Source organism: Streptomyces carpinensis (assembly GCF_002154505.1).
Taxonomy (GTDB): domain Bacteria; phylum Actinomycetota; class Actinomycetes; order Streptomycetales; family Streptomycetaceae; genus Streptomyces; species Streptomyces carpinensis.
This window is the reverse complement of the sequence record NZ_MUBM01000357.1, coordinates 1-14,847: the sequence shown is the minus strand read 5'-3', so window position 1 is coordinate 14,847 and position 14,847 is coordinate 1. Positions and strand designations below refer to the sequence as shown.

Here is a 14,847-nt window from a genome sequence, read left to right as displayed (position 1 = left end):
AGATGTGGTTAAGAGACAGGGGGTGGCCCTGGGGGCATCGGACCGGCGTCGGCGGTAACGGGTTCCACCGGCCGGCGGCCCGACACATCGGCCGTATGCCCGGCGATGAGCATCCGACGCCCGACGTGAAGCCCGAGGTGGACCGGATGCCCGACAGCTTCGGCCGCATGCCGCCTGCCCCGTGTCATGCGGCATCTGTGCGCATGCCGGGCGTTCGCCGATGTGTCCACCGGCAGGCCGGGGGCGTCGGCCCGTCCATGAGACCGCATCGGCGGGGCACCGGTGCGGTTCACCGAGTTTGGAGCGCGCGGCGGAAGCAACCCGTTCAACAGACCGCGCGGTCCGGCCGCGCGGCACGTCCGCGCCGTCGATCGCCGTCGACGTCGACCCCGTGTCCGGGCACGCACGCCGGGACCGAGACCTGGAGGAGCGATGGATCACTCACGCGTACCCGTGCTGGAGGCCCTGCAGGAGTTCCGACGCCGTGGGGACGTGGCCTATGGACCACCGGGGCACAAGCAGGGGCGGGGAGTGGATCCGCGCGTTGCGGAGGTCCTGGGCATGGATGTCTTCCGCTCGGACGTGCTGTCCCTGAACGGGCTGGACGACCGGCGGCAGTCCCAGGGTGTGCTCAGCCAGGCCCAGGACCTGATGGCCGACGCGGTCGGTGCCGAGCAGGCGTTCTTCTCGACCTGCGGCAGTTCCCTGTCGGTCAAGACCGCGATGCTCGCGGTGGCGGGACCGGGAGAGAAGCTGCTGCTGTCGCGCAACGCCCACAAGTCGGTGGTCGCCGCGGTGGTCATCAACGGAGTGGAGCCGATCTGGGTGCACCCGAAGTTCGACCCCGACCGCCATCTCGCCCATCCACCCGAGCCCGACGACGTGCGCCGGCGTCTCGCCGAGCATCCCGACGCCAAGGGCATGCTGCTGATCACGCCCACCGACTGGGGTACCTGTGCGGACATCGCCGCGGTGGCCCACGTGTGCCACGAGTACGACGTACCGCTCATCGTCGACGAGGCCTGGGGCGCGCACCTGCCCTTCCACCCCGGCCTTCCCCCGTGGGGCATGGACGCCGATGCGGATCTGGTCGTCACCAGTGTGCACAAGATGGGTGGCGCGATCGAACAGAGTTCGGTCTTCCATCTGCAGGGCGGCCGGATCGCGCCCGAGGTGCTCAAGCAGCGCGAGGACCTGCTCGGCACGACGAGCGCCTCGTCCCTGGTGTACGCCGCCCTCGACGGATGGCGGCGCCAGATGGTCGAGCGGGGGCGCGAGTTGCTGGACGCGGCACTGCACCGGGCGAAGCGGATCCGGGCGGCGGCCGACGAGATGCCGGGTCTGCGGGTCATGGGCCATGAGATCGTCCACGAGGGACTGGCCGCCTACCTCGACCCACTGAAGATCGTGATCGACGTGCGCGAGCTCGGCATGAGCGGCATGCAGGCCGCGGAGTGGCTGCGCGCGCACCGCCACGTGGACGTCGGCGGGTCGGACACCTGCCGTATCAGCGCGTCGATCACCCACGCCGACGACGACGAGACGGAGAAACTCCTGGTCGACTCACTGCGCTCACTGGTCGAGGGAGCCGACTCCGTCGAGCGCCGTCCGGAGGTCCGCCTGCCCGAGGGCTCGGCACTGGAGCTGGAGCAGGCCGTCCTGCCGCGGGATGCCTTCTTCGGCCCGGCCGAACAGGTGCCGGCGGAACGCGCCCACGGGCGGATCGCCGCCGAAATGATCAGTCCCTACCCGCCCGGTGTGCCCGTCGTCGCGCCCGGCGAGGTGATCACCGACAGCGTCCTGGACTATCTGCGCAGCGGTGTCGAGCACGGCTTCCTGATCCCGGACGCCGCGGACCCCACGGTGCGCACGATACGGGTCCTGGCCCGGCCCTGACGCTCGCCGGGCCTTGTGCCGGGGCGCGCTGGTCCCTCCGTACGACACCTTTCTAGGTCCAGTCGGCGGCGCCCGATACGGAAAGGTCTGGCTCCGTCCACGCTCGGCGGTCTGATCGAACCGGTGTGGGAGGTCTGCGAGTGCTACGGCGCTGTCCCCTGCCGTCCGTCGCTCCCCGAGGCTGTTTGGGTGGTGTGCCACGGCGCGTCCGGGCGGGTGGGATGCGCGCCGGGGGCGATGCGCAGCGCGTACACCGGCTGCTCGACGCTGGCGGGGACGGAGCCCAGGTACGTGTGGCCGGTCATATGGCACCAGGCGGGCAGGTCGAGGGGTGCGGCGGGGTCGGTGGCGATGACGTGGACGAGGGTGCCGGGGGCGGCGCTTTCGATGGCGGCCCGGAGTCTCAGCAGGAGGGTGACGCACAGCAGACCCGTGCCGTCGACCGTGATGTCCGCACGCTCGGGCGGGTCGGGGGCCGGGGCGCTCACCGGCTGCCTGCTGGTGCGGTGACGGCAACGGCTGCCGTGGCCAGGGCCCTGGCTGCCGCGGTGATCTCGTCGGGGGTGCACCAGCGGCCCAGGGAGAGCCGGATGGCTTCCAGGGCCCGTGCGGGTTCGAGGCCCATGGCGCTGAGCACGGGTGAGGGGGTGTGGGTGCCGCTGTGGCAGGCGGAGCCGGTGGAGGCCGCGACCTGCGGTGCCTGGTCGAGGACCCGGTGGCCGGCGGCGCCGCGGATGCTGATGTTCAGGGTGTTCGGCAGCCGCCGCTCCTGGGGGCCGTTGAGCCGGACCCGGCCGGGAAGGGCGTCGGCGAGCCGCCGGTGCAGGTCGTCGCGCAGGCAGGTGATCCGCGAGGGGATGTCGCTCGCGAGGTCTTCGGCGGCGAGTCGGGCGGCGGTGCCCAGGGCGACGGCGAGGGTCACGTTCTCGGTGCCGGCGCGCAGCCCGTTCTCCTGGCCGCCGCCGTAGACGACGGGTTCGAGGGGGACCCCGTCGCGGACGTAGAGGGCGGCGGCGCCCTTGGGCGCGTACATCTTGTGGCCGACGAGCGTGAGCAGGTCCACGCCCAGCTCCCGTACGTGGAGACGGATCTTCCCGGCGGCCTGGGCGGCGTCGCAGTGGAACAGCGCTCCGGCCCGGTGGGCGATGCCGGCCAGCTCCTTGACCGGTTGGAGGGCGCCGGTCTCGTTGTTGGCGGCCATGACCGAGACCAGCACGGTGTCCTCGTCGAGGGCGGCGGCGAGTGCGGCCGGGTCGAGCAGGCCCTCGTGGTCCACGGGCAGCACGGTGATGCGCGCGTGGTGGAAGCGTTCCAGGGCCTGGCAGGTCGCCAGGACGGCGGGGTGCTCGGTGGCCTGGGTGATCACGTGGGGGTGGGCGCGGCCGGAGGCAAGGACGGCGCCGCGCAGGGCGAGCAGGTCGGCCTCCGAGCCGGAGGCCGTGAAGACGATCTCGCCGGGGCGGGCGCCGATCAGGCCGGCGACCTGCGCCCGGGCCGTGGCGAGCGCGCGTCGGGGTTCGGCGCCGTAGGTGTGGGTGCTGGAGGGGTTGCCGAAGTGGGCGGTCAGGTGGGGTGCCATCGCGTCGGCGACACGGGGGTCCACGGGGGTGGTGGCGTTGTAGTCCAGGTAGACCGGTCCGCCGACCAGGCCCGGGTGGTGGGGCGGGCACTGGGTCATGCGAGGGCTCCGGCGTCCACGGGCATCTCGGCCAGGCGCCATTCGAGCATGCCGTCGTTGAGGCGGATGGCGCGGCGGCCGCGGTCGGTGAGCAGCCGGGCGGCGTCGTAGGCGAGGGCGCAGTACTCGCCTCGGCAGTAGACGACGATCTCGGCGTCGTCGGGCAGTTCGCCGATGCGGTCGGCGAGTTCCTCGACGGGGATGGAGACGGCGCCGGGGATGTGCCCGGCCCGGTATTCCTCGACGGGTCGCACGTCCAGAAGCACGGCCCGTCCGGCTGCGGCCCGCGCTGCCAGCTCTTCGCGAGTGACCTCGTCACCGCCGTCGCCGAGGTAGGCGTCGCGTGCGGGCGGTACAGCGGCCTGGTGGGCTTCGGCGACCTTGCGCAACAGGGCGAACAGCTGGGCGACGTCGTCGCCCGCGAGCCGGTAGTGGATGCGCACGCCCTCACGGCGGGTGGCGACGAAGCCTGCCTGCTTGAGGATCTGCAGGTGAGCGGAGGCGGTCGTCAGGTTCAGTCCCGCCGCCTTGGCCAGCGCGTCGACGGTGCGCTCGCCCTGGGCGAGGAGGTCGAGCAGTTCCAGCCGCTTTCCGCTCGCCAGTGCCTTCCCGCTGGCCGCGAACGCGTCGTACAGCTCGGACTTCGAGGCTCGGTCCGCCATGGTCCTCCCCATCCTCCACGAATCTATGGAATATGGTACTCGGTCCGCCTCCGAACATCCGGGATATCCGTCCGCGGCCAGCCGCGCAACGCTCCCGCCACGTAATCAGCGACCCCGGGGGCGGCCGGGCGGGCAGTCTCCGGCCGACGGTGGGTGGTGGCGGGCGGAGACCCACTGGGCGCCGGTCTGGGACGTGATGGGAACCCTTGCACGGCTGCATGGCCCGGAACACGTGCGACTCGTGGTGTGGTTCGACTGATGACGGAGCCGGTCCTGCCCAACGCACACAACTTGGCTTCTCCATCGGGAAGTCACTCCCAGTGCCGCTTGGCCACACCGGTGCCCTGGGTGGGATCGGCGGGAAGCGCCGCGCGGCCTGCTCACACTCCGAGGGCTCACGGTCAAGTCGGCCCGTTGCGGCTCCTCGGCGTCAGCCCAACCGATCAGCCAACCATGTAGCGTGCTGACGGATGCGGGCGAGATCGCCGGGAAAACAGCTTTCCCAGTCCTCATCCAGCCGCTTCCAGGCCACCGGCTGACCGGGCTCCGCGACGAACGGGACCGCTGCGTCAACGATCGCGGCATACGACAACCCGAGAGTGACCGGCCAGTCCGGGTGATAGGAGCGAACGGCGACCGCTGCCGGCTCGGGGAGCAGCTCGACCCGAAGGCCCGTTTCCTCAAGCAGTTCCCGGATCGCTCCCTCACGCGGTGTCTCCCCGGCCTCGACCTTCCCTCCCGGAGGGACCCAACCCCGCCATCGGTGCTGCACCAAAACCACCCGGGCAAGATCCCTGTCAAACACCCAGACCTCGGCCGCAAGCGGCTCCATCGGCCCCTGTCGGGCGGCAACCAGCCACCGACAGGCCCCGTCGAACTCGGCTGTCGCCTGTTCGGCGTCGATGACCGCTGCCTCGATAGCCCGCTCGTCGATCACACTTCGCGTCACCGGGCCAACATAGGGCGCCGCACCGACAATGCGGCCACACCGCTGCCACCGCGGAGCCTCACCCGGCCGCTCGGCCGCCATCACCTCGGACCGTCGCGGGTTCCGTGCGGGTCCCACGGACGGACCCTCGGGCCATATTCCATGAATCTATGGAATATCGTAGAGAGGCCGAGGGTGCAGACGCCGACCGCACCCCGCGCGATGGATCTTTCTGAGAGGAGCTGCCGTGGGCTTCACCGAAGAACAGCTGATCGAGCTGGTGGACGAGGGCTACGAGCACCTCTCCCGGCGCTATCGCCGCGTGGAGTGAAGCGGGCGGCGGCACCGCCACCACCGGCAGCCGGCTCGACCGGGGCGAGAAGGGCACCCTGTGACGACGGTCCGGGCCACCGAGACCTCCGGCGCCCCGCCGGTGCGGTTGGGACTGCGGGAGAACTGGCCGCAGTTCGCTCTCCTGGTCCTCGTCAACGTCTGTGTCGGCGGCCTCGTCGGCCTCGAGCGGACCACCGTGCCGCTGATCGGCAGCGAGGCCTTCAGCCTGACCAGCGACCTGGCGGTCTTCTCCTTCATCATCGCCTTCGGACTGACCAAGGCACTGACCAACCTCGCCGCGGGCGCCCTGACGGCCCGCTTCCGCCGCAAGCAACTCCTGCTCGCCGGATGGCTGATCGCCATCCCCGTACCCTTCGCGCTCGCCTGGGCACCCTCCTGGGGCTGGATCGTCGCCGCGAACGTCCTCCTCGGTCTCAACCAGGGCCTGACCTGGTCGATGACCGTCAACATGAAGATCGACCTCGTCGGCCCCGCCGGACGGGGCCTCGCGACCGGCCTGAACGAGGCCGCCGGCTACACCGCCGTCGGTGCCACAGCCCTGCTCACCGGCTACCTCGCCACCGCCTACGGCCTGCGCCCCGTTCCCGAGCTCATCGGCGTCGTCTTCGTCGCCGCGGGCCTCGCGCTGGCGCTCGTCGTACACGACACGGCGGCCCACGTCGCCCTCGAACTCTCCCGGCACCCCGGGCCTCGGTCGGGCGACGAGCGCACCGGCCTGGCCCAGACGTTCGCCCGCACCTCCTGGCACAACCGGTCACTGCGCGGCGCTAGCCAGGCAGGACTGATCAACAACCTCAACGACGGCCTCACCTGGGGCGTCTTCCCGCTGCTGTTCACCGACCACGGCCTGGGTCTTGCGGCCGTCGGCCTGATCAAGGGCCTCTACCCCATCCTGTGGGGCATCGGCCAGACCGCCACCGGCCATCTCGCCGACCGCATCGGCCGCAAACCGCTCATCGTGTACGGCATGCTCGTCCAGGCCGCCGGCTTCGTCCTGGCCCTCACCCTGCTGGACACCCCCTTGCTCGCGGGCGTTCTGTCCGCCGTCCTCCTCGGGCTCGGCACCGCCATGGTCTACCCCGCCCTGATCGCCTCCATATCCGACCACGCCCACCCCGCCTGGCGAGCCAACGCGTTGGGCACCTACCGCTTCTGGCGGGACATCGGCTACGCCGCCGGAGACCTCGTCGCCGGGCTTCTCGCCGACGTCCTCGGCCTCGACGCCACCGTCGTCGCCGCCGCCGTCCTCACCGCGGTCTCCGGTCTTCTGGCGGCCCGCTGGATCACCGAGCATCACGCCCACTGACCGCCCGTACGCCACCCGACCCGGAGGTTCACTCCATGACGAACTCGGCCGTCATGGAGCCCGACCCGGAGCTGCCGTCCGTGCTCCTGGAACGCTTCATACGGCCGGGGAGCCTGAGCGGGGCCAGCAAGCCGTCAGGTGAGTTCCGGATGCCCGAACAGTTCGGCGTAACCGGACGGCAGCCGGCTGATCAGTTTGTTCAGCTCGCCACCCGAAACCGTCTCCGCGAGCACGGTCAGCACGGCCTCGGCGTGCGGACGCGCAGTCTCCTCGTCGTCTCCCGAGGCCACGGCGACCTGGTGCACGAACTCCTCGACACCCCAGGTCCTTCCATGGTCGTCCACGCCGACGAGGAATTCCCCGATCTCCAGCGGCAGCTCGTCCGCGAGGTGATCTGCCGCCTCGAGCTGGAGCCGCTCACCGAGCGTGCCGAGCACGGCCTCCGTGACGGCCGCGGCTTCTTCAAGATCGGCGTACTCGCCGTGTTGCCGTACGGCACCCAGGAAGTCCCGATACGTCATGACTGATCTCTCCCGATTTCACCACTGTCAGACACCCCACCCAGCGGCCGGACCGCGCGGCGTGATCAGCTCCGACGTCAGCCGCACCGGAACGCCGAGGAGCGGGCCACCGCACTCCGTGTCGGGTACCCGTGGCACACTTCCGCCAACCGATGCCGGTCCGGCACCCGGCCAACCCGGTTCCGCCCGGTGATCCCGACTGGGTACGCCGCCCTTTTCGTTCGGTCGGCAAGCATCACGTCGGGGCCGGGGCCCAGCGCCTGCATCGTCTGCCGGGCGGTGGAGTCGCGCGAACGGCTGGGCCGGAGCCGTCTCAGTGACGCACGGAGTCAAACTCGCCCCACGCTTCGGACAGGGTGTCGATCAGTTCCGGAGCGGCCCCGTTGTCCTCCAGATACTCCCGGTACGTCTCGACATCCGCGCCATCGGGCCATCGGGGGTCGCTCTCGACTCGGCGCGCGAGGTCCCCCAGAGCGTTCAGCTCCTCGTCGTGGCCCTTCAGCCACTGAGTGAAGTCGGCTGTGCCATCCATCGCGTGTCCTCTCATCGAAGGCACGTCCGCGATGCGCCGCTGCACCGCACACGCTCAGCCCCACGCGTCCGAGAGCCGTGGTTCCGTCGACCTCAGCCGCCCGTAGTCGCGCCTGGCCCAGCCTGGTGCTCGCCCTGCCGACCCACGTTTTCCAGCCTCCCACGAGCCCACAACAAGTCAAACCGGTCAGTCACCTGGGCTCGACGGGAAACCTCAATCCTGGTCCAGTCCCGGCTCACGTCGCGGATCACCGACGAGGCCACGCTCACCGCGGCGCGCGACGAACGGCCCGGTCCCCGTGCGCATGGCTCGGGTGATCCGTCCGGTGCGGCCGCGCCATGGTGATCAGGGTGCGGCAGGGCCCGGAAAGCCGGCGTCTTCCGCTCTGCCGGGGGACGCCGGCCGCAGACGCGCCTCGGCGAGCAGGGTCTCGGCCACCTCGTCCACGTCCAGCCGCCGCTCGAGGCGGGCCAGTCGGGCCGGTGTGCTGCGGGTGGCCGCCGAGCGGGGCGGGAGCAAGCGGGGTGCGGCAGTCCTCGCCGGGAGCCGTGAGATGTCCGCGGTGCCCAGTGTTCTGGCCTCTGCCATGATCTGCCGCTTGCCCCAGGCCGGCCGGGGCAACAGCACGGGCAGGACGCCTTCAGCCTCTCCCCCGCGAAGACTCTGCGTCGGCGTCCTGCGGCCGCGGTCAGCCCGCGGTGGCTTCGCCGGCCCCGTACAGCACCCGGGTGAGAGAGTCGTAGGTGACTCCGTGGTCGGCGAGGACCTCGGCGGGAACGCCGGGGCGGAGTGTCAGGGCCAGCAGGATGTGCTCGTCGCCGATGCGCCGGTCCCGGCGCGTGGCGGCTGCGCGCAGGGCAGCCGCCAGGACGTCCTTGGCGCCCTTGCCGAAGGGACGGTGCCCGGATTTCCGGTCTTCCGCGAGGCCGCCGGGGGCCATCGACCCGGCCCCGTGCGCTTCCTCCACCCGGGCGACGATGTCGGTCACGTCGATCCCCAGTCCGGCGAGGGCATCGGTCTCCGCCTGCGACAGGCCGGCCCGCCTGCGCGTCTCCTCCAGCGCGCGCCGCACCGACTCCTTGTGCTCGGCGAAACCGAGTGCGACCAGCGCGAAGGAGCCGCGGCTCCCCTCCCGGTCCAACAGGCTGAGCAGCAGGTGCTCGGCATCTACGCGCTTCGCTCCCGCCGCCTCGGCCTGCTCGACCGCCCCCGCGACCACCTCACGGGCCTCCTTCGTGAACCGTTCGAACATCAATGCCTCCCATGTTTCTTGTGCACGGCCTGCCTGCTGACACCGAGTTCGTTGGCGATCTCCTGCCACGACCAGCCTTGGTTGCGCGCATTGCGCACCTGCACGGCCTCCAGCTGCTCCAGGAGCCGGCGCAGTGCGGCAACGGCCCGCAGTCCGACCCGGGGATCGCGATCGCCCGCACGGTCGGCGAGTTCGGTAGCTCCGCTCATACTGTCAACCTAGGTTGACAAGCGCCTGATGTCAACCTGAGTTGACAAGAAACCTCTCGATCGAGTCTCCGCACAGGCTTACCGAGGCCCCAGCGTGCCGAGAGAGCCATCGGCCCTTCGGGCGAGCCACCTTCGCTGAGCGGCTCGATCGCCCCAGTGCGAGCTGCCCTGTTTCGTTTTCCGGACCACAGCGGCGGCATGTCTTCGCTGTACGCGCCCTTACCTCGGCGCGACCGGGGCAGCGTGACGGTGTCCGAGCACGGTCGGCGACCGTCTCACCCCGGAAAGAAGGCCCCTCGTTGCCAGAGCAAGACGATCACATCGGCAAGATCGCCGCCCTTGAGGAGGAGATCGCGCATATGCGGCGCGCTGTCGTCTCACATGCCGTGATAGACCAGGCGATCGGCGTCGTGCTCGTCTACGGCGGCGTGCGACCCGACACAGGCTGGGAGATCCTCAAGGAGGTCTCTCAGCACACGAACACCAAGCTGCGCGAGGTGGCGGAGTACCTGGTGCAGTGGCCCTACTGCGAATGGCTGCCTCCCAAGATCCGCCACACTCTGGATGCCGCGCTTCAGCGCCAACGCGGCTCGCCCGAACTCTCCGCGACGGCGGCGCACCCACCGCGACTTCCGGAATGCCGTTGCCGGTGACGCGGCCGGTCGCCGGCCTTGCTCACCACCGAGATGTCGCTGGTTCCGGCCGGTGCAGATCGAGCTGCACGATTACGCGGTTGGTCTTGTTCACGAGTTACGGCAGCGGATGTTCACCGCTCGCGCAGGCACCCACTTCGAGCCAGTGTCGATGTTCGCGAGAACGGTCAACATCCCTGTCGGCATGATGGATTGGTGATCAATCCGATAGCTCCTGTGGTGCCCCCTGGCCGGATGAAGCAGACCCGTCAGCCCGACTTCGCACTCCCGGGGGGCATACGTCTGCGCCCCTGGCGGGAGAGTGACGCACGGGTTCTGGTGCAGTCGTGTCTCGATCCGGACATCCAGCACTGGAACCGCCCCGGTCAGCTGACCGTCGGGGCAGCCCAGGAAAAGATCGCGCGCTGGAAGCTGCGGTGGCGGAACGAGGAGGCCGCCATCTGGGCCCTTGTTCCCGAGGACGACGGCGTGCCCGTGGGGCTGATCGGCCTCGCCGACCTGGACTTGCGAGGCGGCAGCGGCGAGTTTGTCTACTGGCTGCTGCCACCAGGTCGCGGGCGCGGAGCCATGGTCAACGCGACTCTTGCTGTCAGCCAGTGGGCCTTCGAGAGTCTCGGACTCCATCGCCTGCGCATCACGCACTCTGTGGCCAACACAGCCTCCTGCAGAGTCGCCACCAGGGCCGGGTTCGCCTTGGAAGGAACAATGCGCAGCGCACTCCCCCACGCCGACGGCTGGCACGACGAACACCTCCACGCCCGCATCCAGGACGACACCGAGCCCCCGTGATCCCACGAAGCTGCCCTTTCAACGCACTTGATGCTGTCGAAACCCGTGAACATCGACAGGCCTGGAGCCGCCCCGAGCGCCTCCCGAATCGGTGTCGAGACGCTGCTCTCTTTCATGTACGGAGCCGCGCGGTGGTGGTCTTGGAGGCGAGCACGCACTACGGACGGGCGGCACAGACCGGCCGGGTCAGGCTGTCCACGCTCGTGCGCGTCACGGCCGACACGAAGCCCGAGCAGGCCGACCGCTCGCCGTCCTCGAGCCCGCACGGCGTCGGCCGGACAGCCGGACCAGGTCCGTTCCGACAGACCCCAGTGAGCCGCGCATCCTGAGGCGTGCCGCGGCCTCATCACCGGTTGCGAGTACAGAGGAAGCCCGCGGAGTGTTCCCTCCCGACGGCGGCTGATGGCTGCTGGTACTCAGCGTCCCTGCCTCGTGCGCCGGCTGCGGGACCGGTGGGAGGATCGCCGCGACGGCGCGGAGGCCCCTTCCGCAGGGGCTGAGGTCGGGGAGGAGAAGCCGCCGGGAACACCCGGCCGTGCGGGGCCGGTACCTGCGGTGCGGGCTGCTCGGTGGGCCCGGCCTGGGCGCGCAGGCCAGGACGGTGGTGTGCGGCAGCAGCCGGGCGCAGGCTTCGCAGACCTCTTCGACGCTCCAGTCGCGTCACAGTCGGGGATGCCGCCAATCTCTCGGCGCCTCCCCCAGGCACTGAGGTCGAGGTGTTCTCGTACGGGGCGTACGACGTCGTGCGGATCAATCTGCGGGTCGCTGGTGAGCCGTATCGGGGTGTGACGGTGGCCCACCATGACGCGCCGAATGGGCGTCGGGCGTACCGGTTGGCGTTGTGGCCGCGGCGGAATGTGGCGCCGTACGGCTGGTACTGGTGTGACGAGGGGCGGATGACCCGGTGGGGTTTCCGCAGACCAGACGGCTAGAATCGAACGTGTGAGCGAAGGTGAGCCGTCCCGTCTCGAGCTACTGCAGTTCGCGCGCCGGGTGGTCGTGCAGCAGGCGACGGCTGCCTTGACCCAGATCGACCGGTGGATCGCGACGGAGCAGCGGCGGGAAGCTGAGCGCCGCCGCGGTGCGGAGATGCGGCCGCCTGCGCCCGAGTGGCTGGTCGAGGTGGGCCTGAACAAGAACAACCTGGTGGCCTTGCATACGGGCGACTGCTGGGACCCGGGGAAGCGCAGTCGGCCGGTGACGCGGGCCGAGGCGCTGGACGCGCTGACGCGCCTGCAGGTGCAGGCGTGCCCGAAGTGCAGGCCGGATACGGCGTTGGGCGTTTTGGAGTAGGCCGGCGGGCGGGTCATCCTGCGGCTGGTGTGGCGCCCGCGCCGAACAGCGCCACGTCCGCGGTGATGATGTCTGTGCGGATCCGGGCGAACCGTGCGGGGTGTCTCCAGCCTCCGCGTTCTTGGGCGGTGTCGACCATGATTTCAGGCGACGAGTTCGGGCTGGACGAGTGTGACGTCGAGCGGGTCGTTTCGGCGCACAGCGTCCACGGGGCGGTCAGCTAGTAGTCGGCGAACAGTGGACGGTGAGACGTCGGGCTTTCGATCGTCGATCATGGTCGTGTGGTGGGGAGTCTCGGGCAGCGATCGTCAGCGACCTGAGGATCACGGGCCTGTCGACCGCTGTGATCGCTCAACTCATCGCCGGGGTAGGCCCGTTGTGCCATGAACGGCACCAGGAAAGCTCGCGTCACGACCACGCAAGCGGGCCGTGGGCGCCGGCGAGATGGCCAGAAGGGGTGCGAGGTGATCAAGGATGCGGTCGGCGGTGGACTTCGAGACTCCGAACAGCGGCGCCACCTGCCGCAACATGAGGTTCGTGCGCCAGTACGTCACCACCAGCAACACCGGGTCCGCCAGCGGCAGCCGCTAAAGTCGACCCTGTTGAACGTCACCTCCACGATGCTGTACCAACGCCACTGGGCTTGCGAACTGCACCTCGGTCAGCCTGGAGGACGGCTCGAGCCACTTCGGATCATCCGCTGAGATCAACCCACCCATGCCCAGCCAACGCACCTACCGCCTCAAGTACCGATGATGAACACCGGGCGGGTGCGACCATCCGTGCGCCTCTTTCGTTGATCAGCGTGAAGGATCACAGCAGACGACGGCTTGCACCCGGCCGGCTAGGGAGAGACATGGCTGAGCGCCAGAACGGCACGGTGAAGTGGTTCAACGAGGTAAGGGGTATGGCTTCATCACCCCGGAGTCTGGCCCTGACCTGTTCGTCCACTTCCGCTCGATCGAAGGGGCGGGGCTTCAAGTCTCTGACGGAAGGACAGAAGGTCTCCTTCGAGGCCATCCAGGGCCAGAAGGGGATGCAGGCCGACAAGGTGCGCGCCGAGGGGTAGGCACCTGCCTCAAGGTGGTCTCCGCCCGAAACAGAGCGTTGTATCACCACGACGCCGAGGGCAGGGTCAGGGAACCGGCGGCTGTTCGCGGAACAGGACCGCATCGAGCTACGGCGTCAGCGCAGCCAGCCGAAGAAGTAACCGACGAGTAGTGCCCCGGGCGTACATCGGACGCTGTTGGCGAATCAGCAGCCGGGGCCCCGTCCCAGCGACCTCACCGTCGGTACGGAGCCCCGGCGCATGATTCGCATCGTTACGTCTGCCGGGCGACGCTCTCCCCCGACACCACATTCCGCTTCGTCGCCGACGACCCGTCCACGGTCCTCGAACAGGCGCGGGAGGCGGCGAAGGGCAAAGACGCCCGACTCGGCGGCGATGCCACCACCATCCTGGAGTTCCTCGACGCCGACCGCGTCGCCACCCTGCGCGTGGCCCGGAGCAGAGCCGGATCGTGCGCGAGAGAACCGTGTCAAAAGGTCGGCTGGGTCAAGAACTTGAAGGAACCGATTTCTGGACGATCTCACGGGTTCGGACGGTTCCACGCACCTGCCTGCGTGGTCAACTCCAGCCCTTGGAAGCAGGCGCAAGATGGAAATATGTCCGGATGTCGCATCCGATCCAGCTCTTCCTCGGCTGCGCGGTTCATGGGCAGTTCCGCCCGCGGTCGGCGGCAAAGGGGCTCTTCGCTGCTGAGCGTCCGGAGTGTCGTCGGCCAGATGTTCCTGCTGCAGGTTGCGGTCGTGGTCCTCCTTGCCATCGCAGGTGTTGTCCTGCTGTTCCTGTCGACCCAGCGCGAGAGCATCCGCGACGCCGGCAGTCGTTCGCTGGCCGTCGCGGAGGGCTTTGCCCGTTCTCCGGAAGTCGCAGAATCCCTGGCGTCCCGCCATCCCACCGCGGCGTTGCAGCCGCAGGTCCAGGAGGCCCAGAGGCGCTCCGACGTCGACTACGTGGGTGTCCTGAACCGGGACGGAACCTACGTAGCCCTCGCCTCCGTCGGGTACGGCCCCGGTACTCGCACCACCACGGACATGGCTCCCCTGCTGGCCGGACGGACGGTGACGGAGGAGGCTGTCGGCGGTCTCGGGCCCCAGATCCGGGCCTATGTCCCCGTCAAGGGACCCACCGGCCCGGTAGTCGGCGCGGTCAGCGCCGGGGTCACCCTCGAACACGTCAGCCAGCGGGTCACAGCGCAACTGCCGGCCGTGCTGGGCGCCACCGTCGGCGCGGTGGCCGTCACCACGGGTGGCGCGGCGCTGCTCAGCCGACGGCTGTGGCGCCAGACCCGCGGCCTCGGCCCGGCCGAGATCACCCGGCTGTACGACCACCACAACGCGGTCCTGCACTCGGTGCGGGAGGGGGTGCTGATCATCGGAGGCGACGGGCGGTTGCTGCTGGCCAACGACGAGGCCCGGCGGCTGCTCGGCCTGTCCGCGGACGCGCAGCAGCGCCCGGTCTCGGACCTCGGCCTGGACCCGGAGATGGCCGAGCTGCTGACGTCCGAGCAGGTGGTGACCGACGAGGTGGTCCTGGCGGGTGATCGTCTGCTGGCGGTGAACGTGCGGCCGACGGCCCACCACGGCGGGCCTGGCGGGAACGCGGTGACGCTGCGCGACACCACTGAGCTACGGGCCCTGGCGGGCACGGCCGAGGCGGCTCGGGACCGCCTGAAGCTGCTGTACGACGCCGGGGTGCGCATCGGCTCCAC

The 14,847-nt window shown here is 70.0% G+C and carries 16 protein-coding genes and 2 pseudogenes; 8 read left to right on the top strand and 10 right to left on the bottom strand.

Translation table 11 applies throughout. The features are described 5' to 3' along the window. The first annotated feature begins 432 nt into the window (after positions 1 to 432). Positions 433 to 1,896, top strand: coding sequence for an aminotransferase class I/II-fold pyridoxal phosphate-dependent enzyme (locus BZY54_RS37990; RefSeq protein ID WP_086729907.1), 1,464 nt, complete (start codon positions 433 to 435; stop codon positions 1,894 to 1,896). Between the two features lie 143 nt (positions 1,897 to 2,039). On the opposite strand, the gene BZY54_RS37985 is transcribed toward BZY54_RS37990, so the two are convergent. The 4 genes from BZY54_RS37985 to BZY54_RS37965 all read right to left on the bottom strand — a co-directional run bounded on the left by BZY54_RS37985 (position 2,040) and on the right by BZY54_RS37965 (position 5,185). Continuing rightward, positions 2,040 to 2,384: a sulfurtransferase TusA family protein gene (locus tag BZY54_RS37985; protein WP_086729905.1), complete on the bottom strand. Its 345-nt coding sequence runs from the start codon at positions 2,382 to 2,384 to the stop codon at positions 2,040 to 2,042. Continuing rightward, positions 2,381 to 3,574, bottom strand: coding sequence for a cysteine desulfurase family protein (locus BZY54_RS37980; protein WP_086729903.1), 1,194 nt, complete (start codon positions 3,572 to 3,574; stop codon positions 2,381 to 2,383). The genes BZY54_RS37985 and BZY54_RS37980 overlap by 4 nt, the downstream gene beginning before the upstream one ends. Further along, on the bottom strand, positions 3,571 to 4,236 hold the full coding sequence (locus BZY54_RS37975) for an ArsR/SmtB family transcription factor (RefSeq protein WP_086729902.1): 666 nt from the start codon (positions 4,234 to 4,236) through the stop codon (positions 3,571 to 3,573). Before BZY54_RS37975 ends, BZY54_RS37980 begins: the two co-directional genes overlap by 4 nt. 430 nt (positions 4,237 to 4,666) lie before the next feature. Next, on the bottom strand, positions 4,667 to 5,185 hold the full coding sequence (locus tag BZY54_RS37965) for an NUDIX domain-containing protein (protein ID WP_244217532.1): 519 nt from the start codon (positions 5,183 to 5,185) through the stop codon (positions 4,667 to 4,669). A gap of 370 nt (positions 5,186 to 5,555) precedes the next feature. On the opposite strand from BZY54_RS37965, the gene BZY54_RS37960 reads away from it, so the two are divergent. Beyond that, complete coding sequence (locus BZY54_RS37960; protein WP_086729900.1) at positions 5,556 to 6,824, top strand: MFS transporter; 1,269 nt, start codon at positions 5,556 to 5,558, stop codon at positions 6,822 to 6,824. Positions 6,825 to 6,958: 134 nt separating this feature from the next. Here the strand turns inward: BZY54_RS37960 and BZY54_RS37955 are convergent, their stop codons facing one another. The 5 genes from BZY54_RS37955 to BZY54_RS37935 form a co-directional block, all read right to left on the bottom strand. Beyond that, entirely contained in the window at positions 6,959 to 7,345 is a 387-nt protein-coding gene (locus BZY54_RS37955) for a DUF2267 domain-containing protein (protein WP_086729898.1), read from the bottom strand. Between the two features lie 313 nt (positions 7,346 to 7,658). Then, positions 7,659 to 7,877, bottom strand: coding sequence for a YozE family protein (locus tag BZY54_RS37950; protein ID WP_158103978.1), 219 nt, complete (start codon positions 7,875 to 7,877; stop codon positions 7,659 to 7,661). A 345-nt stretch (positions 7,878 to 8,222) separates the two neighbouring features. Beyond that, positions 8,223 to 8,504 (bottom strand): hypothetical protein, encoded by a 282-nt coding sequence (locus BZY54_RS37945; RefSeq protein WP_086729895.1) that lies wholly within the window; start codon positions 8,502 to 8,504, stop codon positions 8,223 to 8,225. A 61-nt stretch (positions 8,505 to 8,565) separates the two neighbouring features. After that, positions 8,566 to 9,129 carry a Clp protease N-terminal domain-containing protein gene (locus BZY54_RS37940; RefSeq protein ID WP_086729894.1) on the bottom strand — a complete coding sequence of 188 codons (564 nt, stop codon included), beginning with the start codon at positions 9,127 to 9,129 and terminating at the stop codon, positions 8,566 to 8,568. Next, on the bottom strand, positions 9,129 to 9,338 hold the full coding sequence (locus tag BZY54_RS37935) for an HTH domain-containing protein (RefSeq protein ID WP_086729893.1): 210 nt from the start codon (positions 9,336 to 9,338) through the stop codon (positions 9,129 to 9,131). The genes BZY54_RS37940 and BZY54_RS37935 overlap by 1 nt, the downstream gene beginning before the upstream one ends. A gap of 299 nt (positions 9,339 to 9,637) precedes the next feature. Here BZY54_RS37935 and BZY54_RS37930 point away from each other — a divergent pair, with 299 nt between their 5' ends. The 4 genes from BZY54_RS37930 (at position 9,638) to BZY54_RS37915 (ending at position 12,073) form a co-directional block, all read left to right on the top strand. Next, entirely contained in the window at positions 9,638 to 9,991 is a 354-nt protein-coding gene (locus BZY54_RS37930) for an ANTAR domain-containing protein (protein ID WP_244217531.1), read from the top strand. Between the two features lie 52 nt (positions 9,992 to 10,043). Then, positions 10,044 to 10,190, top strand: a complete 147-nt coding sequence (locus BZY54_RS51225) for a hypothetical protein (protein ID WP_158103977.1) — start codon at positions 10,044 to 10,046, stop codon at positions 10,188 to 10,190. 35 nt (positions 10,191 to 10,225) lie between these two features. Then, positions 10,226 to 10,780 carry a GNAT family N-acetyltransferase gene (locus tag BZY54_RS37925; protein WP_086729890.1) on the top strand — a complete coding sequence of 185 codons (555 nt, stop codon included), beginning with the start codon at positions 10,226 to 10,228 and terminating at the stop codon, positions 10,778 to 10,780. Between the two features lie 942 nt (positions 10,781 to 11,722). After that, the gene (locus BZY54_RS37915) at positions 11,723 to 12,073 is read left to right on the top strand and encodes a DUF6233 domain-containing protein (protein ID WP_086729887.1); all 351 of its coding nucleotides are present in this window, start codon (positions 11,723 to 11,725) and stop codon (positions 12,071 to 12,073) included. Between the two features lie 422 nt (positions 12,074 to 12,495). Here BZY54_RS37915 and BZY54_RS37905 read toward each other — a convergent pair. After that, positions 12,496 to 12,792, bottom strand: a pseudogene (locus BZY54_RS37905) (helix-turn-helix domain-containing protein); the annotation flags it as partial. A 137-nt stretch (positions 12,793 to 12,929) separates the two neighbouring features. Between BZY54_RS37905 and BZY54_RS37900 the strand changes: the two are divergent. Together BZY54_RS37900 and BZY54_RS37895 are read left to right on the top strand one after the other, a co-directional pair. Then, positions 12,930 to 13,142: pseudogene (locus BZY54_RS37900) on the top strand (cold-shock protein). 716 nt (positions 13,143 to 13,858) lie between these two features. Beyond that, on the top strand, positions 13,859 to 14,847 hold a 989-nt coding region (locus BZY54_RS37895; protein ID WP_158103976.1), incomplete at its 3' end, for a PAS domain-containing protein.

Coding starts and splice junctions, on each gene's coding strand:
- BZY54_RS37990 (WP_086729907.1), top strand. CDS start 433: ATGGATCACTCACGCGTACCCGTGCTGGAGGCCCTGCAGGAGTTCCGA.
- BZY54_RS37980 (WP_086729903.1), bottom strand. CDS start 3,574: ATGACCCAGTGCCCGCCCCACCACCCGGGCCTGGTCGGCGGACCGGTC.
- BZY54_RS37975 (WP_086729902.1), bottom strand. CDS start 4,236: ATGGCGGACCGAGCCTCGAAGTCCGAGCTGTACGACGCGTTCGCGGCC.
- BZY54_RS37955 (WP_086729898.1), bottom strand. CDS start 7,345: ATGACGTATCGGGACTTCCTGGGTGCCGTACGGCAACACGGCGAGTAC.
- BZY54_RS37950 (WP_158103978.1), bottom strand. CDS start 7,877: ATGGATGGCACAGCCGACTTCACTCAGTGGCTGAAGGGCCACGACGAG.
- BZY54_RS37940 (WP_086729894.1), bottom strand. CDS start 9,129: ATGTTCGAACGGTTCACGAAGGAGGCCCGTGAGGTGGTCGCGGGGGCG.
- BZY54_RS37935 (WP_086729893.1), bottom strand. CDS start 9,338: ATGAGCGGAGCTACCGAACTCGCCGACCGTGCGGGCGATCGCGATCCC.
- BZY54_RS37925 (WP_086729890.1), top strand. CDS start 10,226: ATGAAGCAGACCCGTCAGCCCGACTTCGCACTCCCGGGGGGCATACGT.